This is a genomic window from Microbacterium sp. W4I4 (assembly GCF_030816235.1).
Taxonomy (GTDB): domain Bacteria; phylum Actinomycetota; class Actinomycetes; order Actinomycetales; family Microbacteriaceae; genus Microbacterium.
This window is the reverse complement of the sequence record NZ_JAUSXT010000001.1, coordinates 132,569-157,522: the sequence shown is the minus strand read 5'-3', so window position 1 is coordinate 157,522 and position 24,954 is coordinate 132,569. Positions and strand designations below refer to the sequence as shown.

Genomic DNA, 24,954 nt, shown 5'->3' with positions numbered 1-24,954 from the left:
GTCAGCCGCGCAGCGCCGCGACGCTCGGCGGCACGGCGACGGTCTGGACGAGGTTCGACACCAGCGTGGCCGGCTCGATCCCCTGCGCCCAGGCCTGCGGTGTCAGCGTCAGCCGGTGCGCGAGCACGGGGACCGCCACCCGCTTGATGTCATCGGGACGCACGTACTCGCGTCCGTCCAGCGCGGCCAGCGCCCGACCGAGCAGCATCAGCGACTGGGAGCCTCGGGGAGAAGCGCCCACGGCGATGTGCTGGGCGCTGCGGGTCGCCGCGCTGAGCGCCACGCAGTAGGCCGCCACGTCGGGGTCGACGTGGATGCCCTCCACAGCCTGCTGCAGGGCGATGAGCTCGCCCGGGGCGAGGACGGCCTCGACCTGCGTCGCCTCCTGCTGACGGCGGGCCCGCCCGAGCAGGATCTCCGTCTCGCCCTGCTGATCCAGGTAGCCCACCGACAGGCGCACCATGAAGCGGTCCAACTGCGCCTCGGGCAGGGCGTAGGTGCCCTCGTATTCGATCGGATTGGCGGTGGCGATCACGTGGAACGGCGGGGCGAGCGCGAAACTGTTGCCCTCGACGGTCACCTGCCGCTCCGCCATCGCCTCGAGCATGGCCGACTGCGTCTTCGGCGTCGTGCGGTTGATCTCGTCGGCCAGCAGCAGACCGGTGAAGATCGGGCCGGGCCGGAACACGAACTCGCCGGTGTCGGGCGCGTAGACGTACGAGCCGGTCACGTCGCCGGGGAGCATGTCCGGCGTGCACTGCAGGCGCCGGAACGACAACCCCAGAGCGGATGCCAGGCTGCGAGCGGCCAGGGTCTTGCCCAGCCCCGGGACGTCCTCGAACAGCACATGGCCGCCGGCGAGGATCGTCGCGAGGGCGATCTCGAGGGGATCGTCCATTCCTACGACCGCCGTCGCCACGGCAGCGCGGATGCGATGACCGGTCTCTGCGATCTCCTGGATGTTCATGACGTCTCCTTCGTCGAATCCTGTGTCTGACTGGTCACCAGGCGCTCCGCGGCGGCGATCGCGTCGCGAAGGTCGCCGATCCTGGTGCGCCGACTGGTCAGCCGTGCCCAGAGGTCGTCTCCGAGCAGCCGATTCACGGCGTCGGCCTGCAGTTCGTCATCGACGTCGACGCCGTGGCGCAGCAGGCGCCGGCGCAGAGTGGCACGGATGCGTCGCGTGACGGCCTCGTTGACGGTATCGGTGCGGATGCTGATCGCCCAGGCGAGCCGCGACACGTCGGAGCCGACGTAGTCCGCTGCCTCGGCGTGCCCCGGTGCGTCGGCCCGCGGGTCATCGGGCATCATCATCCGGACGGCGACCATGATCGCCGCGCCGAGCACGGCCCAGCCCCAGGCGTATTCGCCCCGCATGCCCACTGCCGTGAGCGCGATGCCCAAGAGGACGGCGATGCCGAGCGGCGGACCCAGCGTGCGCAGAATCCTCATCGCCACCCCGCCTCGATCAGCGCCAGCGCCCGCGCTGCTGCGGTGCGGTCATGCTCTCCCGCGACGCGCCCGCCGAATCGCACGCCCTCGTAGAGGCTCAGCAGGTCGCGAGCGGGCTCTTCGATGCCGGGCCTGCGCAGCAGCATCCGCAGTGTGAACTCCACCTGCGTCTCGCTGAGCGCGCGGCCGATTCCGGAGTCGACCGCGGTCTCCTCCAACCCCAACCAGGCAGCGACGATCGCATCGCTCGGGTCGGCATGGGCATCGACGGCGGTGCGTGCGGCCGCGATCCCCCGCCGGACAGTGGGCGCGTCGGGCTCGGCCGCACCGACGGGCTCAGCACCGTTCACCTCGACGTCGACCTCGATGCCCTGCTGTCGGCGCAGCGGGCGGTCCCGCCAGGCTCTGATCAGCATGCGGATCGTCCAGATCAGCAGTATCACCAGCAGGCTCACGATGATCAGGGCGAGCACCATGCCGATGATCAGCAGCGCGTTGTCGGGTCTCTCTCCTCCGGGCGGCGGAGGCGGCGTGCCGGTCAGGGTCGACTCGGCACCGGGAAGGGGCAGCGGAGCCGCGTCGCTTCGTCCCACCTCGATACTCGGCCGCCCTGCGACGGATGCCGCGAGGATCGCCACGACGAACAGGACGAGCGCGATACCGGCCGGCATCCACGACCGCGTGCGCGCCGGAGCGGATGCCGACTTCCGCGTGTCGTCGTCAGCGTCCGCGGTCATGCAACCACCCTAAGCGCTCGCTCGCAGCACGACCGGCGGGGGACGACCGCGCGCCCCGGATCCGCTACGCGACCGGTACGGCGCCGGAGAACGGCTTGAGCGCCTCGCGCAGTGCGGACACTGTTGGGATGTCGATGCCGAGGCTGGCCATCACGGCCCTCGGGACGTCGACCGCGCGGGCCCTGAGGGCACGCCCCTTGTCAGTGAGGCCGATCTCGAGCCGACGCTCGTCCTCGGTGCTGCGGGTGCGCTCGAGCAGGCCGTCACGCTCCAGCCTCTTGACCAGTGGTGAGGCGCTGGCGGGTTCGAGGGCGAGGTCCTCCGCCAGGTCGTGCAGCGCTCGCGGCGACCGCTCCCACAGCGCGAGCATCACCAGGTACTGCGGGTGGGTCAGCCCCAGGGGCGCAAGGATCGGCCGATAGATCGAGACGACATTGCGCGCCGCCGTGACCATCGAGAAGCACAGCTGGTTCTCGAGCAGCAGGAGATCGTCATCAGTCGACACGTCCCCGAGTATACGCATACACGAATAGTTAGTACACTAAGGGTTATGCCGAACACGCCCGAGAACCTCCCGCTGCGCGCCCGCATCCGCCAGGCGGGCGGGCTGTACGCCTGGTTCAACTCCTGGCTGATCAGATTCGCGGGCCCGGCCGCGGTGGGCCCCTACGAGAGCACGCTCCCGCCCAGCGCCGAGGAGCGCGCAGAGCGGGCATGCCCGCTCTGCGGCAAGCCGATGAATCAGCACACCTTCGACCGTGAGGGTCCGAAGCCGCTCATGCAGTGCCCGTGAGAACCCGGCTCAGACCGGGGCGTTGTCTTCCCTAGCGGCATCGATCCAGAACATCAGCTCGTCATCGTCGAGCACTGCACCATCCACGTCCAGCCAACTGGGCCCCATAGTGCGCCCGCCCATGGTCGCGATACGGGCGCCTGGACGCGTCTGCATCGCGGCACCGTGCTCCTCGGTCAGCCGGACCAGCAGCGTTCCCCCGCTTCGCGCACCGACCAGGATGCGCCCGTTGATCATGAAGGCGCGCGAGCCGAACATGCGCTTCTCCTCGAGGCTCGGCTCGGACGTCAGCAGCGCCCGCACCCGATCTGCGAGTTCCGTCCCCTCAGCATCCATCGCGCATTCCTCCCGTCACGCACTCACGCGTGGCCGGCCCTCTCCATGGCCCGCAGCTCCTTCTTGAGGTCCTGCACTTCGTCGCGCAGCCGGGCCGCGAGCTCGAACTTGAGCTCCGCGGCGGCCGCGAGCATCTGATCCGACAGATCTCCGATCGTCTCCTCGAGCTGCATGGCGCCCTCGGCCGCGATCCCCGTGCGTCGGAGGTTCGGCGTGGGCGACTTGCCCCGACCCGACTTGTTCCGCCCTGCCCGCATGTCTGCGGTGTCGGCGGCCTCCCGCGCGAGCACCTCGGTGATGTCGGCGATCCGCTTGCGCAGCGGCTGCGGATCGATGCCGTGCTCGGTGTTGTAGGCGACCTGCTTCTCGCGACGCCGATCGGTCTCGTCGATCGCCCTGGTCATCGAGTCCGTCATGTTGTCGGCGTACATGTGCACCTCGCCGGAGACGTTTCGCGCGGCACGGCCGATCGTCTGGATCAGCGAGGTTCCCGAGCGGAGGAATCCCTCCTTGTCGGCATCCAGGATGGCCACCAGCGAGACCTCCGGAAGGTCGAGACCCTCACGCAGCAGGTTGATGCCGACCAGCACGTCGTACACACCGGCGCGCAGCTCAGTGAGCAGCTCGACGCGGCGCAGGGTGTCCACGTCGGAGTGCAGATAGCGCACGCGCACGCCGTGCTCGCCGAGGAAGTCCGTCAGCTCCTCGGCCATCTTCTTGGTGAGCGTGGTCACCAGCACGCGCTCGTCGCGCGCGGCGCGGATCCGGATCTCCTCCAGCAGATCGTCGATCTGCCCCTTGGAGGGCTTGACGATGATCTGGGGGTCCACCAGGCCGGTGGGGCGGATGATCTGCTCGACCACGCCGTCGGCGATGCCCATCTCGTACTTGCCCGGGGTCGCCGACAGGTACACGGTCTGCCCGACGCGGTTCTTGAACTCGTCCCAGCGCAGTGGACGGTTGTCCAACGCGCTGGGCAGCCGGAACCCGTGCTCGACCAGCGTGCGCTTGCGTGAGGCATCGCCCTCGTACATGGCGCCGATCTGCGGCACCGTCACGTGCGACTCGTCGATCACCATCAGGAAGTCGTCGGGGAAGAAGTCCAGCAGCGTGTGGGGCGGCTCCCCCGCCTCGCGACCGTCCATGTGCCGCGAATAGTTCTCGATGCCGGAGCAGAATCCGAGCTGCTGCAGCATCTCGAGATCGAATGTCGTGCGCATCCGCAACCGCTGCGCCTCGAGCAGCTTGCCCTGGCGCTCGAGTTCCGCGAGGCGCTGCTCCAGCTCCGCCTCGATCGTGCCGATCGAACGCTGGATGACGTCGGTGCCGGCGACGTAGTGCGACGCCGGGAAGATCGGCACGGAGTCGAGCCTCTCGACGATCTCGCCGGTGAGCGGATGCAGGGAGTACAGCGCCTCGATCTCATCGCCGAACAGCTCGATGCGGATCGCATGCTCCTCGTACACCGGGATGATCTCGATCGTGTCGCCCCGCACACGGAAATTGCCGCGGGAGAAGTCCACGTCGTTGCGGTTGTACTGCATGGCGATGAACTGCCGGATCAGCGCGTCCCGGTCGTACCGCTCCCCCACCTGCAGCGCCACCATCGCGCGCAGGTACTCCTCGGGCGCGCCGAGTCCGTAGATGCAGGAGACGGTCGAGACCACCACGACGTCGCGACGGCTGAGCAGCGAGTTCGTCGTGGAGTGACGCAGCCGCTCGACCTCGGCATTGACCGAGGAATCCTTCTCGATGAAGGTGTCCGTCTGCGGGACGTACGCCTCTGGCTGGTAGTAGTCGTAGTAGGAGACGAAGTACTCGATGGCGTTGTTCGGCATCAGCTCGCGGAACTCGTTCGCCAGCTGCGCGGCGAGGGTCTTGTTGTGCGCGAGCACGAGGGTCGGTCGCTGCACCTGCTCGATGAGCCAGGCCGTGGTCGCCGACTTTCCGGTTCCCGTCGCACCGAGCAGCACGACGTCGGTCTCACCCGCGTTGATACGTGCGGCGAGCTCGGCTATCGCCTTGGGCTGATCACCGGCCGGCTCGTACTCGCTGATCACCTCGAACGGACGGACGCTGCGCGTGGGTTGCATGATTCCAGCGTAGGCGGAGCCTCGGACACCGAGGCCGGATGCCCCTAGTCTGGAGCCGTGATCGAGTTCATCATCGGCACCAGCCTCGCGGCATCCGCCGGCCTCAACGCCTGGATGCCACTGTTCCTGCTGGGACTCGCGGACCGCTTCCTCCCCGGCGTGCAACTCCCCGGGGGCTGGTCCTGGCTCTCCAGCGACCTCTCACTGTGGATCATCGGGGCGCTGCTCGTGCTCGAGATCGTCGCCGACAAGATCCCCGCGCTCGACTCTCTGAACGACGTCGTCCAAAGCATCCTGCGTCCGGCATCCGGCGGCATCGCTTTCGGCGCCGGGGCGAGCGCGCAGACGCTCGCCGTCGATGATCCCGCCTCGTTCTTCTCGTCGAACGCGTGGGTCCCCGTCGTGATCGGCGTCGTCGTCGCGCTCGTCGTGCACGTCACGAAGGCCACCACCCGCGTGGCCGCCAACGCCACCACCGGCGGGCTGGCCGCTCCCGTGCTCAGCACGGTCGAGGACGGCGCCTCGTTCCTGCTCGCCGCGGCCGCGATCGTCATCCCCGTGCTGGCGGTGCTGTTCCTGATCGGCTTCGTGGTTCTCGTCGTCGTCGTGCTGCGACGACGCCACGCGCGCAGGCGCGAGGTCAGCGCGCACTGACCCGCTCCCACAGTTCGTCCACGTGGCCGAGGGTCGTCTCGAGAGTGCCGGCCGTGTCGATCACGACGTCGGCGATCGCGAGACGCCTGTCGTCCGACACCTGCGCGTCGATCCGCGCCTGCGCCGACGCCTCGTCCATGCCGCGCAACTCGACCAGGCGCCGCAGACGCTCGGATGCCGGCGCGTGCGCCACGACGATCAGGTCCCACGGATCGTCGACACGGGCTTCCACGAGCAGCGGCACGTCGTAGACCACGACCGCGTCGGGATCAGCCGCGAACGCCGCGTCGAAGCGGCGCTGAGACTCCGCGCGCACAGCGGGATGGACGATGCCGTTCAACACCGCGAGCCGCTCGTCGTCACCGAAGACCTTGGCGCCCAGAGCGGCGCGGTCCAGAGCGCCGTCTACGCCGATCACCTCCGCGCCGAACTCCTCCTCGATGCGCGCCAGCACGGGCGAGCCCGGGGCCTGCACCTCCCGCACGATCCTGTCGGCGTCCACGACCTCCGCGCCGTGCTCGGCGAGGCGGGCGGCGATGGTCGACTTTCCCGAGGCGATGCCTCCGGTGAGGGCGATGAGCGGCATCCGTCCATCCTGGCACGCCCCGCGAAGCGCCGACGGCGTCGGGAGAGCGCCGGTCAGAGCGAGGGCTCTCCGATCGACAGCATCAGCCGATTCGCCCAGTTGAAGAACGACCCGGCCATGATGGCATCCAGCACCTCGAGATCGTCCAGCCCTGCATCGACGAGCGCGGAAAGTTCCGCGGCGCCGAAACGCGGGGGCGTCGCCGTCAGCGCCGCGGCGGCATCCACGATCGCATCCCAGCGCGGGTCGATCCGCGCCGTCACGCCCTCGTCGAGCAGACGTTGCACGTCGTCGGAGCGCTTGGAGTGGTGCGAGGCGAACCCGGAGTGCACCGAGGCGCAGTACACGCAGCCATTCACGCGCGAGGCGGCAGTGGCCGCGATCTCGCGGTCGGCGCGCGGCAACCCTGCGTCGGTGTTGTAGAAGATGTCGAGGTCGGTCTTCGTGCGCTCCCGCAGGATGTCGGGATCGCGCGCCAGCAGCCGGAAGTAAGGGTTCCTCACCCGCGACCGCTGCACCAGCGCCTCGTAGTGCCGATCGGTGAAGTCGTCCTCCGGGAGGGGCTGCAGCCAGGGCAGCCAGTCGAGCTGCTGCTGCGTGAAGCGGGGCGGCGCCGTCACCTCGGGCTGCGGGGCGAGTTCCTCGGTCATCGTGCGGTCCCTTCCTCGGCGGCGAGTCCGGCGTTCAGCACGCGCAGACCGTGCACCACCCGGATCTGGAAAGTGAGGAACGACACCAGCTGCGACAGGGTGACGATCCCGGTGGTCGACCAGCCCGCCGCGAGCAGGCGTCCGAGGTGCTCTCTGGCACTGTCGCGGGGGTGGAAGACGAGCAGGTGCGCGTGCTCGAGCGCTGCGGAGAGGCGCCCGCCCAGCTGGTCCTTCAGCGCGGCATCGGCGACGTACTCCGGTCCCGTCGTGCTCTCCCCCGCGATGTCGCCGTGGAAGGCGCCGTACGGCCCCGGCGCCGCCGCGCGTGCGCCCTCCGCCGCAACCAGTGCGGCGATGAGGGATCCGGCTGCCTCGGCATCCGCTGTCTGACGATCCAGCTCGGCGGCGTAGAAGTCGCTCACGGCTGACTCCCCGTGCACACGCGCGACGAACGCGGCGACGACTGCGCGCTCGACCAGGGAGACGTCGGAGTCGTCCGTGGGACGGAACAGCGCATCGTAGCTGCCCTGGGCGTGCTGGCGCGCTTCGGGGCGGCGCGCCCGAAGCTGGTCGAGGCGGTCGCCCGGCTCGATGCCGACGAGCGTGTCTATGACGTCGGTGGTGGGCATCCGGATGCTCCTGTCTGATGGGGTCGGGATGAGGGGGATCAGGCGGCCGAGACGCCCAGGTAGGCCTCGCGGATGCGGGGATCGGCGAGCAGCTCGGCTGCGGTGCCCTGCATCCGCACCTCGCCGTTGACGAGCACGTACCCGCGATGCGCGATCGACAGTGCGAGCTCGGCGGCCTGCTCGACCATGAACACCGCGATGCCGAGCTCCCGGTTCATGCGCTGGATGGCGTCCAGCACCTGGTCGACGATGATGGGTGCGAGCCCCATGGTCGGCTCATCCATGCAGATGAGCTTCGGGCGCGACATCAGGGCGCGGGCGAATGCGAGCATCTGCTGCTCCCCGCCGGACAGCGTCCCCGCGGCCTGACGCCGACGCTCGGCGAGACGGGGGAACAGCTGGAACTGCGCGTCCAGATCCTCGCGAAGCGCGCGGGTCGAGCCGCGTCGCGTGTGCGCGCCGACGAGGAGGTTGTCCTCCACGGTCATCTCCGGGAACACCCGACGCGCCTCGGGAACGCTCGCGATGCCGCCTCGGATGACGTCGGCCGTCGAGTCGTTCAGGATGCTGCGCCCGTCGAACAGGATCTCACCGGCAGTCGGTTTCACCAGGCGCAGGATCGTCTTCATCGTCGTCGACTTGCCGCACGCGTTCCCGCCGAGCAGCGAGACGATCTCGCCCTGCCCGATCGAATAGCTCACGTTCTGCAGGGCCTTGAACTCGCCGTAGTGCACATCCACACCGCGCACGTCCAGCAGCGGCTCAGTCATGAGGTCTCCTCCCCCGCATCCGCGGCTCGATCGGCGGCGGTCCGCCCGCGGCGGCTGCCGAGGTACGCCGCGATCACACGCTCGTCGTTCTGCACCTCGGCCGGCGTCCCGTCGGCGATGATCACGCCGCCGTCCATGACGACCACGCGATCCGAGACGGTCATGACGAGGTCGAGCTTGTGCTCGACGAGGATCATCGTCTGCCCCTGGGCCTTCAGCTCCAGGAGCTGATGCATGACCTCGGCGGTCTCGGCGGTGTTCATGCCGGCGGTCGGCTCGTCCAGGAGCAGCAGGCCCGGCTCGGAGGCGAGCGCCCGGGCGATCTCCGTGCGTCGCCGGTTCGCGTACGACAGGGTCCAGGCGGCGTGGTCGCGGCGCGGTCCGAGGCGGGTCGCGAAGCGGGCGAGCTGGGCTCCGACCCGCTCCTCCATGGCCGCCTGCTCCCGGCGCAGCGCGGGGCTGCCCACGACCGCGGCCAGGGTCTCGGCGACGAGCGCGACCCAGCGCAGCACGGGGATGCCGCGCAGTCCGGGCAGGGGCGATGCGGCGCGGACCAGGGGCACCTGGCCGACGAGCACGTTCTCGGCGACCGTGGCGTTCGCGAACACCCGACCGTTCTGGAACGTGCGCCGGATGCCGCGACGCGCCACCACGTCGGCGCTGCGCCCGGTGACGTCTTCGCCGCGGTAGCGGACGGTGCCGCCATCGGGGCGGAGCTCGCCGGTGAGGAGGTTGATGGTGGTCGTCTTGCCCGAGCCGTTCGGGCCGATGATGCTGACCACTTCGCCCTCGTCGACGTGGAAGTCCGTTCCGCCGACGGCGCGCACCGCGCCGAAGGAGCGGCTGAGTCCCCGCACCTCGAGCACGCGCGTCATGAGCGGGCCTCCTTCGTCGCGGGGGACAGTGTGCCCGCGAGCACGGGCACCTCGCCGGTCGGCGGGTCCTGGTGCTCGGATCGGTCCGGCGCACCGCGCAGGCGGCGCCACAGCGCAGCGAACGGCAGCGGGTGCGTCCACAGCCCCTGAGGCCGGAAGCGGACGAGCAGGAGCAGCACGATGCCGTAGACGAGCAGCCGGGTCTCAGACGCCGCACGGAACAGCTCGAGCCCGCCCACCATGATCACCGAGCCGAGGATCGCCCCGAACGGGCGGAGCATGCTGCCGAGCACGGCGATGATCACGATCTGGAAGGAGAGGTTCGGGCTGAAGATCTTGGGGTCGAGGAATCCGAACTCGGCCGACCAGAACGCGCCCGCGACGCCCGCGATGAACCCGCCGATCCCGAACGCGAGCGAGGTGTACTGCGGTGTCGCGATGCCGGCCGAGCGGGCGGCGACCTCGTCATCCCGTGTCGCACGCCAGTACCGGCCGAGGTGAGAACGGTCCAGCCGGTGCACGAGCAGGACCAGCAGGAGCAGCATCCCGAGTCCCAGCGCGTACAGCTCGGTCGGGCTGCTGAGCTGGATGCCGAACACGTCCGGGAGCGGGATCAGCGAGAAGCCGCTGCCGCCGCCCGTGATGGGGGCGGCCACGAGGATCAACGCGGAGATGGCAGCGCCGGTCGCCAGCGTCGCGATGGCCGGGTAGTGCCCGGAGAGCCGCCACGACGGTGCCGCCAGCAGCGTGACCAGCACCGCCGCGAACAGACCGGCGACGAGCGCGGACGGCAGGAACGACCAGCCCAGGTTCTTGGTCAGCAGCGCCGCGCAGTACGCGCCGAGCGCGACCGGGCCCGCCTGCCCGAGCGAGAGCTGCCCGGCAGCGCCGCCGATCACCGTCATCGACAGGGCGATCATGGCGAATGCGAGCACCTGCACGCCGACCTGCGAGGCGTAGCCGTCGAGCAGCCCGGGGATCGCGGGGATCACCGACAGCACGATGAGCACCGCGACCTGCCAGCGTCGCATCGCAAGCGGCTTCGCCTGCGCGAAGAACGTGCCGGTGAGCGGCTCGCGGGCGACGGTGCGCGCACCGAACAGACCCTGCGGCCGGATCCACAGCACGAGCAGCAGCACGCCGAACGTGATCAGCGAGCGCGCGGGATCTCCCCACATGCCGACGCCGAACGACTCCAGCACGCCCAGCAGCAGCCCGCCGACGACGGCTCCGACGAGCGATCCGAGCCCGCCGAGGGTCGCCGCGGCGATTCCGGCGAGACCGGCCTGGAACCCCTGCGTCGGCGCGATCGTGGTGAAGTAGGCGGCGACCAGTACGCCGGCGAGTCCCCCGAGGCCCGAGGCGACCATGAAGGCGAGGGACTGCACCCGGGCGACCGGCACACCCATCTGCGCCGCGGCCTCCCTGTCCTGCGCGGTGGCGCGCACTGCGCGACCGATCTTCGTGTACCGCAGGCCGAGCGCGAGCACGACCATCAGCGTGAGCGTCGTTCCGAGGATGATCAAATCGATGATGCCGAACGAGACGCCGGCGACGGTGAACGACACCTCGGGCAGACCGGTGTCGAACGGCCGCACCTGCGGGCCGAAGATCGTCTGGGTGAGGTTGTCGAGCACGATCATCACGGCGATGGTCGACAGCACGGCCGCGATGGGCGCTCTGCCTGCGAAGGGGCGCACTGCGACGAGGTTGATGAGATATCCGATCGCCGCCGTGACGAGGACCGCGGCGAGCGCCCCCAGCCACAGCGGCAGTCCGAGTGCGGAGGTGACGAACCAGCCCACCATCGCTCCGATGGCGAACAGCGAACCGTGCGCGAAGTTGACGACGTTCGCCACGCCGATCACCAACGACAGTCCGAGCGCGACCAGCGCATAGGCGTTGCCGTTGATGAGGCCGGCCAAGAAGAGATCGAGCACAGGACTTCCTTCGAGCAGTGGGGTTCGAGCGGAGCCTCCGGTGCCTACTCCGCGGCGAGCGTGAACTCCCCGTCCGTGACGGTCAGCCAGGAGAACGGCGGCGCCGCGACGCGACGGTCCTCCGCGTATGCGAACGGTCCGTAGATGATCGAGGGGATCTCCTCGCCGTCGCGCAGGGCATCACGGATGCCGGCGCGATCGAGCTTCTTCGCGTGCTCGGCGGCCCAGGCCAGCTGCTTCAGTCCGTCGTAGGCGTACGCGGCGAACAGGTTGGGCTTGTGACCGAACTTCTCCGCGTAGGAGGTGACGAACTTCTGCACGTCGGGTTCCGTCGAGCCGTCGTAGAAGCTGGTGTCCACGACGAAGCCCTCGGCGGCGGGGCCCGCCAGCTCGAGGAACTCCTGCGAGTAGTTGGATCCGACGCCGATGAACGGCACGTCGGTGAGGCCCACCTTCTGCGCCTGCTTCACGAGCAGCGCGGTGGTCGAGTAGTAGGTGTAGAAGATCACGACATCCGGCTTCGCGTCGCGCGCCTTGAGGAGCTGCGGCTTGAAGTCGGTGGATGCCTCCTCCACCGGAGCCTGGAAGACGATCTCGTCGCCGTTCTTCTTCGCCTCAGCCTTGAGGATCTCGAGTGCGGTGTTGCCCCAGTCGGTGTTCAGGTTGAATATCGCGATCTTCGAACCCTGCTCGTGCGCGGCGTCCTCGATCTCGACGGCCTCCGCCTCCTGCGTGATGCTGGGGCTGAAGATGTAGTCGCCGGTGGTGGTGAAATCGGGGTGCGAGTTCGTGATGCCCAGCTGCAGCACGCCGCCGCGCTGGTACAGGGGGCTCGCGACCATGGACGTCGCCGAGGAGAAGTCGCCGATCACGGCGAGCACCGAGTCGTCCGACACGAATCGCTGCGCGATGGTGGTCGCCTGGCTGGCCTCGCCCTGGCTGTCCTGGAAGTCGAGCTCGATGGGCCGGCCGTTCACACCGCCGGCATCGTTGATCTCGTCGAGGGCGATCTCGAAGCCCTCCTGCCAGTTCTTGCCGTACTCGGCCTGGTTCCCCGTCAGGGGCCCCGACACACCGAAGACGATCGGAGACGAGTCGTCCCCCGCACCGGCCGCACCGGCATCTGCGGGCGCGCACGCGGTGACCGCCAGCGCGACTGCGGTCAGTGCTGCCAGTCCGACGAACCTGAACGTCTTGTGCATGAAATGCTCCCGGGTACGTGTATCGGCGCGGTCCGCGCCCGGCTCCATGTTTCCCCTTTCCGGGGGTCGGTCGGCATCCGCCCGTAACACGGCTTCATACGCGGGGCGTCGAGAGCCGCGTTCGCGGCGACGACGATATACCTGTAGGTATGCTCTCCCCCGATCGTGCCGTGCTCGTCATCGTGGGCGCGGGGCCGCGTGGTGTCTCGCTCCTGGAGCGCATCGGCGCGAGCGCGGCGGAGTTCGAGGGCGTCGGCGAGCTCGTGGTGCACCTCATCGACGACACCGAGATCGGCGCGGGTCGCGTCTGGCGCACGGATCAGACGCGGGAGCTGTGCATGAACACGCTCGCCGCCGCCGTGACGCTGTTCACCGACGAGGCGAGCACTGTGGCGGGGCCGGTCCGCCCGGGGCCGAATCTGTACGAGTGGTGCCTGCTGGTGCGCGACGGCGGGGACAGCCCGGATGTCGCGGAGTCGTTCCGCGCGGAGCTGGCAGACCTTCGTCCGGAGTCGCATCCCAGCCGCGCTCTGTACGGCGAGTACATCCGCTGGTGCCTGGCGCACGCACTCGCTTCCCTGCCGCCGACGATCACCGTCGTCCCGCACCTGGCACGGGTGGTGGGAATCCGCGAGCAGGACGGCGCGGATGCGGTCATCCTCGGCGACGGCACGACGCTCATCGCGGATGCCGTGATCGCCGCGACCGGGTGGATGCCGCGCGGCGACACCGCTGAGGAGCAGCGCCTGCTGCGCGCGACCGCGGCGGATCCCGCACTGATCTGGGTGCGCCCGGACAATCCGGTCGAGCAGCAGCTGGATCGGATCCCCGACCGCGCGCCGGTGATCGTGCGCGGGCTCGGCATGGGTTTCTTCGACGCCATGGCCCTCCTCACCATCGGCCGCGGCGGGCGCTTCATCGCCGACGTCGACGCGCCGGGCGGCCTGCGCTACGACGCCTCTGGGCGGGAACCGGTGCTGCACGTCACCTCGCACCGCGGGCTGCCGTATCGGGCGAAGAGCCTGTACGGGTCGTTGCCGCCCGCCTCGCCGCAGCGCCTGCTCCGCGCGGTCGACTGGGCGACGGTGCCCCGCCCCATCGACTTCGACCGTCGGATCTGGCCGCTCGTCATCAAGGACGCCTTCCTGGCGTATTACGAGACGCTGCACCGCATCCGGCCGGATGCCGTGACCGTCACCTGGGAGCAGGCGCAGCGGACCATCACGGAGGCCGCCGTGCCGCCGGATGGGCCGCTGGATGCGGTGGTCAGGGCCGTGCAGCAGGTGGCGGACCTCGTGGTCGCCGATCCGGACGATCGGTTCCCACTCGCGGAACTGCTGTTCCCCGCTCCTCGGGTCTTCCCGACCCCGGACGCATTCGACGCATGGGTGCGGGAGTTCGTGGCATCCGATCTGGCGGAAGCGGAGCGCGGCGCGGACAGTCCGCTGAAGGCGGGGCTGTGGTCGCTCGGCTCCGCGCGTCAGCCGACGAGCCTGATCGGGTCGTTCGGCGGATTCGATGCGGAGTCGCGCGCGAGCGGATTCCGGCTGCTGCACGCGTTCGGCGGCACGGTCGGGTCGGGTCCGCCCGCGTTCCGCAATCGTCAGCTGCTGGCGCTGATCGAGGCTGGGCTGGTCCGGTTCCTCGGCCCCGCGGCCACCGTGGCCGTCGAAGACGGCGCGTTCCAGGCCGGGTCCCCGACGGTGCGGGGCTCGAAGGTCACCGCGAAAGCGCTACTGGACGCGTGGATGCACTTCCACGACGTCGACGACAGCGCCGACCCGCTGACGCGGTCGTTGACGGATGCCGGGAGGGCGCGCGCCTTCCGCATCCCCACGCGCGAGGGTGGAACCGCCGCCACCGGCGGATTCGACGTCGATCCCGCCAGTGGGCGCCTCATCCACCGTGATGGGAGCATCGACGCGCGCGTGCACATCGCCGGCATCCCGATCGACGAGACGATGCACGACGCGATCATCAGCCCGATGCCGCGCACCGACCCGACCATGCTGCGTGAGACCGACCGTGTGGCGCGCAGCGCGCTCGACGTGCTGCAGTGCGCCCGGCGCAATTCCCCCAGGAGGATTCCCGCATGACCGCACTCACCGAAACGCGCCCTCCCGAGGCGCAGCGTCCCGTCGCTCTCGTCACCGGCGCGTCCGGCGGCATGGGGTCCGAGATCGTCCGGGCGCTGTCCTCGACGCACACCGTGATCGCCGTCGGGCGCGACGGGCAGGCGCTCGCGTCGCTGAACGCCGAGACCGGATGCACGACCGCACCCGTCGATCTCGCGGATCCGTCCGCGATCGCCGGCCTCGCGGCGGGACTGACGCGACTGGACGTGCTCGTGCACGCGGCGGCCATCGCCCGCCCGCTGTCCGTCGAGAATGCCACTGTGGCTGACTGGCGCGCGCATTTCGACGTCGACGTCGTCGCGCCCGCGGAGTTGACCCGTCTGACGCTGCCTCTGCTGCGCACCGCGCAGGGAACGGTCGTCTTCGTGGGGTCCGGTGCGAGCACCCGCCCCGTGGCGGGGTCCGCCGTCTACACCGCCGCCAAGCACGCCCTTCGCGGGCTGGCCGATGTGCTGCGCATCGATGAGGAGCCGTATCGCATCCGGGTCGTGACGATCGCGCCCGGTCAGACGGACACCCGGATGCTGCGGGCGATGCTGCCCGCGGATGCCTATGACTCGGAGCGGTACATCCGTCCTCAATCCATCGCGGAGGTCGTGAGGTTCGTGGTCGACGCGCCCGCCGACGTGCACCTCACCGACATCGCCGTGCGTCCGCGCCAGGAGATCGCCCGACTCTGAGCCGGCAGCGCCCGGGACCGAGCCGTGGACGCCCGCTGCGCGTCATCCGAGTGTCGATTCGCCCGGAGACGCGGAACGGGCCGCCGCCCGAAGGCGACGACCCGTTCCTGCTGCAGTGATGCTTACGCGTTGCCGCCCGAGAGCTTCTCGCGCAGAGCCGCGAGAGCCTCGTCGTCGGCAAGGGTGCCTGCACCCGAGTCGCTGGTGAACGACTGCGCCGCAGCGAAATCGTCTCCGGCAGCGGCCTCGGCCTCGGCGGCCTTGGCGACAGCGAGCTTGTGAGCCTCCCAGCGAGCCTGAGCAGCGGCGTACTCCTGCTCCCATGCCTCGCGCTGAGTGTCGAAGCCTTCCTTCCAGACACCGGTCTCGGCGTCGAAGCCCTCCGGGTACTTGTACTCGCCGTTCTCGTCGTACTCGGCGAGCATGCCGTACAGTGCCGGGTCGAACTCGGTGCCGTTGGGGTCGACCGCCTCGTTGGCCTGCTTGAGCGACAGCGAGATGCGGCGACGCTCGAGGTCGATGTCGATGACCTTGACGAAGACCTCTTCGCCCACCGAGACGACCTGCTCGGCCAGCTCGACGTGCTTGCTGGAGAGCTCCGAGATGTGCACGAGGCCCTCGATGCCGTCTGCGACGCGCACGAACGCACCGAACGGGACGAGCTTGGTGACCTTGCCCGCTGCGATCTGGCCGATCGCGTGCGTACGGGCGAAGACCTGCCACGGGTCCTCCTGCGTCGCCTTCAGCGACAGGGAGACGCGCTCGCGGTCCAGGTCCACCTCGAGGATCTCGACGGTGACCTCCTGGCCGACCTCGACGACCTCGCTGGCGTGCTCGATGTGCTTCCAGGACAGCTCGGAGACGTGCACGAGGCCGTCCACGCCGCCCAGGTCGACGAACGCACCGAAGTTGACGATCGAGGAGACCTGGCCCTTGCGGACCTGGCCCTTGTGCAGGTTGTTGAGGAAGTTCGAGCGCGACTCCGACTGCGTCTGCTCGAGCAGCGCGCGGCGGCTCAGGACGACGTTGTTGCGGTTCTTGTCCAGCTCGAGGATCTTCGCCTCGATCTCCTGACCCAGGTAGGGGGTGAGGTCGCGGACACGACGCAGCTCGATGAGCGAGGCGGGCAGGAAGCCGCGCAGGCCGATGTCGACGATGAGACCGCCCTTGACGACCTCGATGACGGTGCCGGTGACGACGCCGTCGTTCTCCTTGATCTTCTCGACGTCTCCCCAGGCGCGCTCGTACTGCGCACGCTTCTTGGAGAGGATCAGACGGCCTTCCTTGTCCTCCTTCTGGAGAACGAGTGCCTCGACCAGGTCACCGACGGCGACGACCTCGTTGGGGTCCACGTCGTGCTTGATGGAGAGCTCACGCGAGGGGATGACGCCCTCGGTCTTGTATCCGACGTCGAGCAGAACCTCATCGCGGTCGATCTTGACGATCGTGCCCTCGATGATGTCGCCGTCGTTGAAGAACTTCAGGGTCTTCTCGACCGCGGCCAGGAAGTCCTCAGCAGATCCGATGTCGTTGATCGCGACCTGCTTGGTGGCCGGGGCGGTCGTTGCGCTAGTCATGTAGTGGGTTGTCCTTGTAAATGGAAGCTCAGGCCTCGGCTGCCGGCATGCCGGGATGTGCCGAGGCGAATGGATTGGAATGCGATGTCACGAAGGCATGCGGATGCTCGCCCAGAAGTGACACTTCAGATTATCAGATTCCGCCGCCCATCGGGACTCCGATGCCGCCGTCCCGCTTTCGATGTCTAGGCTGAGCCCGTGACCGAACGTCTGATGCTGCTCGACACCGCCAGCCTCTACTTCCGCGCCTTCTACGGAGTGCCCGACAAGGTGAAGGCTCCGGACGGATCCTCCGTGAACGCGGTGCGCGGTCTGCTCGACATCATCGCCAAGCTCGTCACGCTGTACCAGCCGACCGAGATCATCGCCTGTTGGGACGACGACTGGCGCCCGCAGTGGCGCGTGGACCTCATCCCCAGCTACAAGGCGCATCGCGTGGTCGAAGAGGTGGAGAGCGGGCCGGATGTCGAAGAGACCCCTGATCCCCTCGCGCAGCAGATCCCGCTGATCCGCGCGGCGCTCGGCGCCGTCGGCATCCCGATCATCGGCGTGGCCGAGCACGAGGCCGACGACGTCATCGGCACCCTCGCCACGAAGGCCACCCTTCCCGTGGACATCGTCACCGGCGACCGGGACCTGTTCCAGCTCGTGGACGATGCGCGCGACGTGCGCCTCATCTACACCGCGCGCGGCATGAGCAACCTGGAGATGGTGACGGATGCGACGCTCGTCGCCAAGTACGGCGTGCTGCCCGCGCAGTACGCCGACTTCGCCACCCTGCGCGGCGACGCCTCCGACGGGCTGCCCGGAGTGAAGGGCGTGGGCGAGAAGTCCGCGGCGACGCTGCTGCTGGCGCACGGCGATCTGGACGGCATCCGGCAGGCGGCCGCGAGCGGACAGCTCAGCGCGGCGGCATCCGCCCGCTTCGCCGAAGCTTCTGATTATCTGGACGTCGCACCCACCGTGGTCCGCGTCGCGACGGATCTCGACATCACTGCGCCGGGCACGCGGGTGCGCGCGCTGGACCCGGCCGAAGCGGATGCCGCGGGCGCGCTCGCCGAGAAGTGGAACCTCGGCTCCTCCATGACGCGGGCGCTCGCAGCGCTGGCATCCGTCGCCTGATCAGTCCTTCGCCCACGCGCGCAGGCGGTCCGTCCCCCAGGTGGTGACGATCCGGTCCGCGGGCACGCCGGCGGCTTCTGCTCTCACCGCGCCATGGTCGAGCAGGGAGAGCTGACCGGGCGCGTGCGCGTCGGAGTCGATGGAGAACAGGCATCCCTCCTCCAGAGCGATCGCGATGAGATCGTCGGGCGGATCCTGTCGCTCGGGCCGGGAGTTGATCTCCACCGCGACGCCGTTCTCGGCGCAGGCCGCGAAGACGACTCGGGCGTCGAACTCGGATGCCGGTCGCGTGCCCCGCTCCCCCTGCACGAGTCGCCCCGTGCAGTGACCGAGGACATTCACGTGCGGATCCGACACCGCGGCGATCATCCGCCTCGTCATCGGCGCCGAGTCCATCCGCAGCTTGGAGTGCACGGAGGCCACCACGACGTCGAGCTCGGCGAGCAGGTCCGGATGCTGATCCAGCCCGCCGTCGTCCAGGATGTCGACCTCGATGCCGGCGAGCACCGTCAGCCCCGAACCCGACTGCGCGCGCACCAGTGGGATCTGCTCGCGCAGCCGCTCGGCGGACAGCCCCCGCGCCACGCGCAGGCGCGGCGAGTGGTCTGTGATCGCCAGGTATCCGTGGCCCAGTTCCCGCGCGGCCTGCACCATCGTCTCGATCGAAGTCGTGCCATCGGACCAGTCGGTGTGACTGTGCAGATCCCCGCGCAGCAGCGGGCGCAGTGCGGATGCCACCTCGGGCTCCACGACACCGCGCAGCTCGACCAGGTAGTCGGGCACTCGCCCCTGCTGGGCCTGCCGGATCACCTCGAACGTCGAGGAGCCGATGCCCTTCTGCTCGCGCAGGCGCGACGGGTCCCGCACGATCTGCTCCGGAAGACCGCTGAGCACGGCTGCCGCCTGCCGGAACGCCTTGGCGCGGTACCGAGAGGCGCGCTCGCGCTCCAGCAGACCGGCGATCTCCAGCAGCGCGGCGACGGCATCCATGAGAGAGCGCCGATCAGGCCCCGGTCGTGTCCTGCGTGGCGCTGATCCAGTCGTCGAGCTTGGCGACCGCGCGACCGTCGTCGATGGCCGCGCCGGCACGCTCGTACGCGACGCGCAGACGCTCGACGATGGGCTGCTGCGTGAGGGTCGCATCGTGCGAAAGCTCGTAGGAGACGATGCCGGCGGCGGCGTTCAGCAGCACGATGTCGCGCACCGCGCCCTTCTCGCCCTCCAGCGTCCTGCGCAGGATGCGCGCGTTGTGCTCGGGCGAGCCGCCGATGAGGTCGGCGAGATCGGCGAGCGGGATGCCGAGGTCTCGAGGGTCGAGGTCGTGTTCGTGGATGTCGCCGCGCACGACCTCCCAGATCCGACTGTGACCGGTCGTGGTGAGCTCGTCCAGACCGTCGTCACCGCGGAACACGAGCGCCGTGGCGCCGCGGGTGCGGAACACGCCGGTGATCAGCGGCACGCGGTCGAGACGGGCGACTCCGACCGCGTTCGCCTCGGCTCGGGCCGGGTTGCACAGCGGACCGAGGACGTTGAAGACCGTCGGCACGGCCAGCTCCGAACGCACGGCGCCGGCGTGCTTGAACCCGGGGTGGAATGCCGCAGCCCACGCGAACGTGATCCCCGTCCTGTCCAGCACGGATGCCACGCGGGCGGGGTCGAGGGAGATGTTCAGTCCGAGCGCGGCGAGCACGTCCGATGATCCCGAGGACGAACTGGCTGCGCGGTTCCCGTGCTTGACGACCGGGATGCCGGTCGCGCCGATGATGATCGCCGCCGTGGTCGACACGTTGACCGTGCCGACGCGGTCGCCGCCCGTGCCGACGATGTCGAGGACATCGGAGGACACCGGAAGGGGCACGGCGGCCTCGAGGATCGCATCGCGGAATCCCACGACCTCGTCGACGGTCTCGCCCTTCGCGCGCAGCGCCACGAGGAAGGCGGCCAGCTGAGCCTGCGTCACCTCGCCCTGCATGACCTTGCGCATGGCCCAGGTCGACTCCCACACGCTCAGATCCTGCCGATCGAGCAGCGTGAGGAGCAGATCGGGCCAGGTCGGGGAGTCCATCATGACAGCGATCCTATTGCGCGCGGGAGAGGCGCCGATGGAAGATGTCAGGACTCAGTCCGGCGAGCGTCGTCGCGCACTTCCGGCGTGACCTGCGTAATTCCCCCGGATCCCGGCGTATTCGCAGGACATTCTTAGGCGCACCTAAGTGTCCGGCCAGCGAAACGGGCCACGGTGGTGCAAGAATCGGCGCGCGGAATCGGCCATAATGGACTTGTGACCACCTCAGCGACGCATGCCCCGGCGGCAAGAACCATCAAGCGCCCCAATCCGGTCGCTGTCGGCACCATCGTGTGGCTCGGCAGCGAGGTGATGTTCTTCGCGGGACTCTTCGCGATCTACTTCACCCTTCGCAGCACCTCACCGGAGCTCTGGGCCGACCGCACCGAACTGCTCAACGTGCCCTACGCGCTCGTGAACACCCTCATCCTGGTGGCGTCCTCGTTCACCTGCCAGATGGGCGTCTTCGCCGCTGAGGACCTGCAGCCCTACCGAGTCGCGCGCGGCCAGGTGAACTCCGCCGGCCGTCGCCGCCTGTTCGGCTGGGGCATGGTCGAGTGGTTCTGGCTCACCTTCATCCTCGGCGCCATCTTCGTCAGCGGCCAGGTGTGGGAGTACGCGCAGCTGGTCGCGGAGGGCCTGCCGATCTCGGCCGACTCGTATGCCTCGGCGTTCTACATCACGACCGGATTCCACGCCCTGCACGTCACCGGCGGTCTCATCGCCTTCGTGCTCGTGATCGGCCGCGCCTACGCCGTGAAGAACTTCCGCCACAAGGAGGCGACCTCCTCGATCGTCGTGTCGTACTACTGGCACTTCGTCGACGTCGTCTGGGTGGTCCTGTTCTTCGTCATCTACTTCCTGAAATAAGAGCGGAGCGGTTTTTCGAAATGGTACGAGAGAAGAAGCACCGTTCACGCGGTCGTCGCAGTCCTTTCGCGGCCGCTGCCATCATCGGCGCGGGCCTGCTGCTCACCGGCGGTGTGTACGCGGGAGCATCCGCCGCGATGGCCTCCACGACGGACACGCAGACCTCCGCGGCCGCTGAGCTGACGGCGGCGGACGGGCAGAAGCTGTTCACCGCGAACTGCGCCACCTGTCACGGCATGGACCTCCAGGGGACCAAGGAGGGCCCGAGCCTGATCGGCGTCGGCGAGCTCTCCGTGGAGTTCCAGCTGGCCACCGGCCGCATGCCGCTGCAGATGCAGGGACCGCAGGCGCCGCAGAAGAAGCCGCAGTTCACCGAGCCGCAGATCCGTGCGATGGCGGCCTACGTGCAGTCGGTCGCTCCGGGACCGGAGTACCCCGCCGGCTGGATCACCGATGGCGAGAAGGACCCCGACAACGCGTCCGACGAGGTCAGCCTCTCGCACGGCGCCGAGCTGTTCCGCATCAACTGCGCCATGTGCCACAACGTGGCCGCCGCCGGTGGAGCGCTCACCGAGGGCAAGTACGCCCCGGCTCTGACCTCGACCAGTGCGCTGCACATGTACGCGGCCATGGTCACGGGCCCGCAGAACATGCCGGTCTTCGGCGACATGAACCTCAGCACCTCGGACAAGCGCGACATCATCGCCGCTCTGGTCTTCCAGCAGAACGAGGTGCAGGTCGGCGGCTTCACGCTGGGCTCTCTGGGTCCGGTCTCTGAGGGCCTGTTCATCTGGATCTTCGGAATCGGCGCGCTCGTCGCCCTCACCGTGTGGATCACGGCGAAGTCCAACTGACGCACTTTCATCGAAGAGTTACGTACGAGGAGCACCATGGCACACGACGACGACACGCAGGCTCTTGAAAGGGCCTACCAGCCCTCCCCGGGGCTGGGCGTCGCAGTCAGCGATCCCGCACAAGACCCGGGACTGCCCCCGCACCGTCAGCGGATGACGGACAAGGATCCGAAGTCCGAGAGGGCGGCGGCGCGCACCGTCTACACGCTCTTCTACCTGTCGCTGGCCGGCAGCATCTGGGCGGTCGCTGCCTACATGCTGTTCCCCATCGAGTCCGGCTCGCTCATCGATGTCCGCTACAACAACCTGTTCATCGGCCTGGGCATCGCCCTGGCGCTGCTGAGCATCGGCATCGGCGCTATCCACTGGTCCAAGTCGCTCATGAGCGACCACGAGTTCGTCGAGTACCGCCACCCCACCCGCGGCAAGGACGCGACCCGCGAGGCGGCCGTCCAGGCGTTCGCCGAGGCCGACAAGGAGTCCGGCTTCGGACGCCGCGTCATGATCCGCAACTCGATGATCGCTGCCGTCGTGGCCTCCATCGTCCCCGGCGTGACGCTGTTCCGCGGCCTCGCTCCGTTCGCGACGCCTGAGAACCCGGAGGCGGGCGACCCCGTCACCCTGCTCAAGCACACGATGTGGAAGGCGGGCACCCGCCTGGTGCACGACCCTGAGGGCACGCCCATCCGCGCCGCCGATGTCACGCTCGGCTCCGCCGTGCACGTCATCCCCGAGGGCCTGAAGGAGCTCGGCCACGAGGGCGGACTGCTCGAGGAGAAGGCCAAGGCGATCGTCCTGCTGATGCGTCTGCGTCCCGAGCAGCTGATCGAGGCCGAGGACCGCAAGGACTGGTCGTACAACGGCATCGTCGCGTACTCCAAGGTGTGCACCCACGTCGGCTGCCCCGTCGCCCTGTACGAGCAGCAGACGCACCACCTGCTGTGCCCCTGCCACCAGTCGCAGTTCGACGTCACGGATCACGCCAAGGTCATCTTCGGACCGGCCGCCCGTCCGCTGCCGCAGCTGCCGATCGCCATCGACGACGAGGGCTACCTCGTCGCGAAGAGCGACTTCACCGAACCCGTCGGCCCGAGCTTCTGGGAGCGTCATTGAGCACCGCAACTCTTCACGAGGACACCAAGCCCGCAGAGGCGAGGGAGAAGCCGCTCGGCGGCCGCTTCCTCGGCGCCACGGCCAACTACATCGACGAGCGCACCAGCCTCTCGGGCTTCGTCAAGGAGCTCGGTCGGAAGATCTTCCCTGACCACTGGTCGTTCATGCTCGGCGAGATCGCGCTGTGGAGCTTCGTCGTCGTCTTCCTGTCCGGAACGTTCCTGACGTTCTTCTTCCAGGCATCGATGGTGCCCACGCACTACACGGGCGCCTATGAGCCGATGCGCGGCATCGAGATGTCGGCGGCTCTCGAGTCGACCCTGCACATCTCCTTCGACCTGCGCGGTGGTCTCCTGGTCCGCCAGATCCATCACTGGGCCGCTCTGGTGTTCGTCGCCGGCATCGGCATCCACATGCTCCGCGTGTACTTCACCGGCGCGTTCCGCAAGCCGCGTGAGCTGAACTGGGTGATCGGCTACGTCCTGTTCATCCTGGCTCTGGCCGAGGGCTTCACCGGCTACTCGCTGCCCGATGACCTGCTCTCGGGCAACGGCCTGCGCATCATCGACGGCATGGTCAAGGGAATCCCGCTGATCGGCACGTGGACGTCGTTCATCATCTTCGGCGGCGAGTTCCCCGGCAGCGACATCGTCGGACGCCTGTACACCCTGCACATCCTGCTGCTCCCACTGCTGGTGATCGCCCTGATCGTGCTGCATCTGATGCTGATGGTCATCAACAAGCACACGCAGTTCGCGGGCCCCGGCCGCACGAACAGCAACGTAGTCGGCTACCCGATGATGCCGGTGTACATGTCGAAGATGGGCGGCTTCCTGTTCATCACCTTCGGCACGATCGTCCTCATCGCGACGTTCTTCCAGATCAACCCGATCTGGAACTACGGGCCGTACGACCCGTCCCCGGTTTCCGCGGGTACGCAGCCCGACTGGTACATCGGATTCGCGGACGGCGCGCTGCGTCTGGCTCCCCCGCACCTGGATGTGCAGCTGGGTCAGTTCACGCTCTCGCTGGGCATCCTGATCCCGGTCGCCGTGCTCGGACTGTTCATCGTCGTGGTCGCCCTGTACCCCTTCATCGAGGCCTGGGTGACCGGAGACAAGCGCGAGCACCACATCGCCGACCGTCCGCGCAACGCCGCCACTCGCACGGCCATCGGCGTCGCCGGCGTGGTCTTCTACGCCGTCATGTGGGCTGCCGCCTCGTCGGACCTCATCGCGACGCACTTCATGCTGACGATGGAGGGCGTGATCCACACCCTTCAGGCGCTGCTGTTCGTCGGACCGGTGCTCGGATACTTCATCACCAAGCGCATCTGCATCGCGCTGCAGAAGAAGGACCGCGAGATCGTGCTGCACGGCTACGAGTCGGGCCGCATCGTGCGCCTTCCCGGTGGCGAGTTCATCGAGGTGCACCAGCCCGTCGACGTGTACGACCGCTGGAAGCTCGTCGACTACGAGACCTACCAGCCGCTGGTCGTGCGCCCGAACGCCAAGGGCCGCATCCCGTGGCACGAGAACCTGCGCTCGTCTCTCTCGCGCTGGTTCTTCGAAGATCGCCTGCAGCCTCTCACCCAGGCGCAGATCGAGGAGGCCGACGCGCACCAGCAGCACACGCTGGCGCACGACGCCGAGATCGAGACCGCGGAGATCCTCGAGTCGCACGCACGTGCCGGGGTGACCTCCGAGGACCAGCTCGCTCCGGTCGACGAGACCGTCGGCGAGACCCCGAACACGCCGAGCTCCGTGATCGCTCAGGAGCCGGCGGACAAGCGCAAGAAGAAGTCGAAGGACGGCGAGTAAC

25 protein-coding genes are annotated in these 24,954 nt (G+C 68.8%); 9 read left to right on the top strand and 16 right to left on the bottom strand.

Annotated elements, in window-relative coordinates:
* Position 1: 1 nt before the first annotated feature.
* From QF046_RS00790 to QF046_RS00775, 4 genes are all read right to left on the bottom strand, one after another.
* A complete protein-coding gene (locus QF046_RS00790; RefSeq protein ID WP_307365228.1) occupies positions 2–967 on the bottom strand; it encodes a MoxR family ATPase in 966 nt (321 codons plus the stop codon).
* Positions 964–1,452, bottom strand: coding sequence for a hypothetical protein (locus tag QF046_RS00785; RefSeq protein ID WP_307365226.1), 489 nt, complete (start codon positions 1,450–1,452; stop codon positions 964–966). The genes QF046_RS00790 and QF046_RS00785 overlap by 4 nt, the downstream gene beginning before the upstream one ends.
* Entirely contained in the window at positions 1,449–2,189 is a 741-nt protein-coding gene (locus tag QF046_RS00780; protein WP_307365223.1) for a DUF4129 domain-containing protein, read from the bottom strand. Before QF046_RS00780 ends, QF046_RS00785 begins: the two co-directional genes overlap by 4 nt.
* A gap of 64 nt (positions 2,190–2,253) precedes the next feature.
* Positions 2,254–2,694 (bottom strand): MarR family winged helix-turn-helix transcriptional regulator, encoded by a 441-nt coding sequence (locus tag QF046_RS00775; RefSeq protein WP_307365220.1) that lies wholly within the window; start codon positions 2,692–2,694, stop codon positions 2,254–2,256.
* A gap of 45 nt (positions 2,695–2,739) precedes the next feature.
* Between QF046_RS00775 and QF046_RS00770 the strand changes: the two genes are divergently transcribed.
* A complete protein-coding gene (locus tag QF046_RS00770; protein WP_307365218.1) occupies positions 2,740–2,982 on the top strand; it encodes a hypothetical protein in 243 nt (80 codons plus the stop codon).
* 9 nt (positions 2,983–2,991) lie between these two features.
* On the opposite strand, the gene QF046_RS00765 is transcribed toward QF046_RS00770, so the two are convergent.
* Together QF046_RS00765 and uvrB are read right to left on the bottom strand one after the other, a co-directional pair.
* Positions 2,992–3,318 carry a TfoX/Sxy family protein gene (locus tag QF046_RS00765; RefSeq protein WP_307365216.1) on the bottom strand — a complete coding sequence of 109 codons (327 nt, stop codon included), beginning with the start codon at positions 3,316–3,318 and terminating at the stop codon, positions 2,992–2,994.
* 23 nt (positions 3,319–3,341) lie between these two features.
* Entirely contained in the window at positions 3,342–5,411 is a 2,070-nt protein-coding gene (uvrB, locus tag QF046_RS00760) for an excinuclease ABC subunit UvrB (RefSeq protein ID WP_307365214.1), read from the bottom strand.
* A gap of 57 nt (positions 5,412–5,468) precedes the next feature.
* On the opposite strand from uvrB, the gene QF046_RS00755 reads away from it, so the two are divergent.
* On the top strand, positions 5,469–6,065 hold the full coding sequence (locus QF046_RS00755) for a DUF4126 domain-containing protein (RefSeq protein WP_307365212.1): 597 nt from the start codon (positions 5,469–5,471) through the stop codon (positions 6,063–6,065).
* Here the strand turns inward: QF046_RS00755 and coaE are convergent.
* From coaE to QF046_RS00720, 7 genes are read right to left on the bottom strand one after another with little or no spacing between them, the layout of a single operon-like run.
* Positions 6,052–6,651 carry a dephospho-CoA kinase gene (coaE, locus tag QF046_RS00750; RefSeq protein ID WP_307365209.1) on the bottom strand — a complete coding sequence of 200 codons (600 nt, stop codon included), beginning with the start codon at positions 6,649–6,651 and terminating at the stop codon, positions 6,052–6,054. The two genes, QF046_RS00755 and coaE, sit on opposite strands and share 14 nt — an antisense overlap.
* 53 nt (positions 6,652–6,704) lie before the next feature.
* On the bottom strand, positions 6,705–7,301 hold the full coding sequence (locus QF046_RS00745) for an alkylhydroperoxidase domain protein (RefSeq protein ID WP_307365206.1): 597 nt from the start codon (positions 7,299–7,301) through the stop codon (positions 6,705–6,707).
* A complete protein-coding gene (locus tag QF046_RS00740) occupies positions 7,298–7,930 on the bottom strand; it encodes a CMD domain protein (RefSeq protein ID WP_307365204.1) in 633 nt (210 codons plus the stop codon). Before QF046_RS00740 ends, QF046_RS00745 begins: the two co-directional genes overlap by 4 nt.
* Before the next feature lie 38 nt (positions 7,931–7,968).
* Complete coding sequence (locus QF046_RS00735; RefSeq protein ID WP_307365201.1) at positions 7,969–8,700, bottom strand: ABC transporter ATP-binding protein; 732 nt, start codon at positions 8,698–8,700, stop codon at positions 7,969–7,971.
* A complete protein-coding gene (locus tag QF046_RS00730; RefSeq protein ID WP_307365199.1) occupies positions 8,697–9,575 on the bottom strand; it encodes an ABC transporter ATP-binding protein in 879 nt (292 codons plus the stop codon). The genes QF046_RS00735 and QF046_RS00730 overlap by 4 nt, the downstream gene beginning before the upstream one ends.
* Positions 9,572–11,515 (bottom strand): ABC transporter permease, encoded by a 1,944-nt coding sequence (locus QF046_RS00725; protein ID WP_307365197.1) that lies wholly within the window; start codon positions 11,513–11,515, stop codon positions 9,572–9,574. The genes QF046_RS00730 and QF046_RS00725 overlap by 4 nt, the downstream gene beginning before the upstream one ends.
* Before the next feature lie 44 nt (positions 11,516–11,559).
* Positions 11,560–12,717, bottom strand: coding sequence for an ABC transporter substrate-binding protein (locus QF046_RS00720; RefSeq protein WP_307365195.1), 1,158 nt, complete (start codon positions 12,715–12,717; stop codon positions 11,560–11,562).
* A gap of 149 nt (positions 12,718–12,866) precedes the next feature.
* Here QF046_RS00720 and QF046_RS00715 point away from each other — a divergent pair, with 149 nt between their 5' ends.
* Together QF046_RS00715 and QF046_RS00710 are read left to right on the top strand one after the other, a co-directional pair.
* Positions 12,867–14,813: an FAD/NAD(P)-binding domain-containing protein gene (locus QF046_RS00715; RefSeq protein WP_307365193.1), complete on the top strand. Its 1,947-nt coding sequence runs from the start codon at positions 12,867–12,869 to the stop codon at positions 14,811–14,813.
* Positions 14,810–15,532 (top strand): SDR family oxidoreductase, encoded by a 723-nt coding sequence (locus tag QF046_RS00710; protein ID WP_307365191.1) that lies wholly within the window; start codon positions 14,810–14,812, stop codon positions 15,530–15,532. Before QF046_RS00715 ends, QF046_RS00710 begins: the two co-directional genes overlap by 4 nt.
* A gap of 122 nt (positions 15,533–15,654) precedes the next feature.
* Here the strand turns inward: QF046_RS00710 and rpsA are convergent, their stop codons facing one another.
* Positions 15,655–17,109 carry a 30S ribosomal protein S1 gene (gene rpsA / locus QF046_RS00705; RefSeq protein WP_307365189.1) on the bottom strand — a complete coding sequence of 485 codons (1,455 nt, stop codon included), beginning with the start codon at positions 17,107–17,109 and terminating at the stop codon, positions 15,655–15,657.
* 198 nt (positions 17,110–17,307) lie between these two features.
* Here rpsA and QF046_RS00700 point away from each other — a divergent pair, with 198 nt between their 5' ends.
* A complete protein-coding gene (locus QF046_RS00700; RefSeq protein WP_307365187.1) occupies positions 17,308–18,231 on the top strand; it encodes a 5'-3' exonuclease in 924 nt (307 codons plus the stop codon).
* Here the strand turns inward: QF046_RS00700 and QF046_RS00695 are convergent, their stop codons facing one another.
* Together QF046_RS00695 and trpD are read right to left on the bottom strand one after the other, a co-directional pair.
* Positions 18,232–19,221 (bottom strand): PHP domain-containing protein, encoded by a 990-nt coding sequence (locus tag QF046_RS00695; protein ID WP_307365184.1) that lies wholly within the window; start codon positions 19,219–19,221, stop codon positions 18,232–18,234. It abuts the gene before it with no gap.
* Positions 19,222–19,234: 13 nt separating this feature from the next.
* Positions 19,235–20,299 carry an anthranilate phosphoribosyltransferase gene (gene trpD / locus QF046_RS00690; protein WP_307365182.1) on the bottom strand — a complete coding sequence of 355 codons (1,065 nt, stop codon included), beginning with the start codon at positions 20,297–20,299 and terminating at the stop codon, positions 19,235–19,237.
* Positions 20,300–20,608: 309 nt separating this feature from the next.
* Between trpD and QF046_RS00685 the strand changes: the two genes are divergently transcribed.
* The 4 genes from QF046_RS00685 to QF046_RS00670 are packed head-to-tail and all read left to right on the top strand — an operon-like array spanning position 20,609 to position 24,953.
* A complete protein-coding gene (locus QF046_RS00685) occupies positions 20,609–21,166 on the top strand; it encodes a heme-copper oxidase subunit III (protein WP_307372607.1) in 558 nt (185 codons plus the stop codon).
* 20 nt (positions 21,167–21,186) lie between these two features.
* Positions 21,187–22,020: a cytochrome c gene (locus QF046_RS00680; RefSeq protein WP_307365180.1), complete on the top strand. Its 834-nt coding sequence runs from the start codon at positions 21,187–21,189 to the stop codon at positions 22,018–22,020.
* Positions 22,021–22,056: 36 nt separating this feature from the next.
* Positions 22,057–23,133, top strand: a complete 1,077-nt coding sequence (locus tag QF046_RS00675) for a ubiquinol-cytochrome c reductase iron-sulfur subunit (RefSeq protein WP_307365178.1) — start codon at positions 22,057–22,059, stop codon at positions 23,131–23,133.
* Entirely contained in the window at positions 23,130–24,953 is a 1,824-nt protein-coding gene (locus QF046_RS00670) for a cytochrome bc complex cytochrome b subunit (RefSeq protein ID WP_307365176.1), read from the top strand. Before QF046_RS00675 ends, QF046_RS00670 begins: the two co-directional genes overlap by 4 nt.
* The last annotated feature ends 1 nt before the right edge of the window (position 24,954 follow it).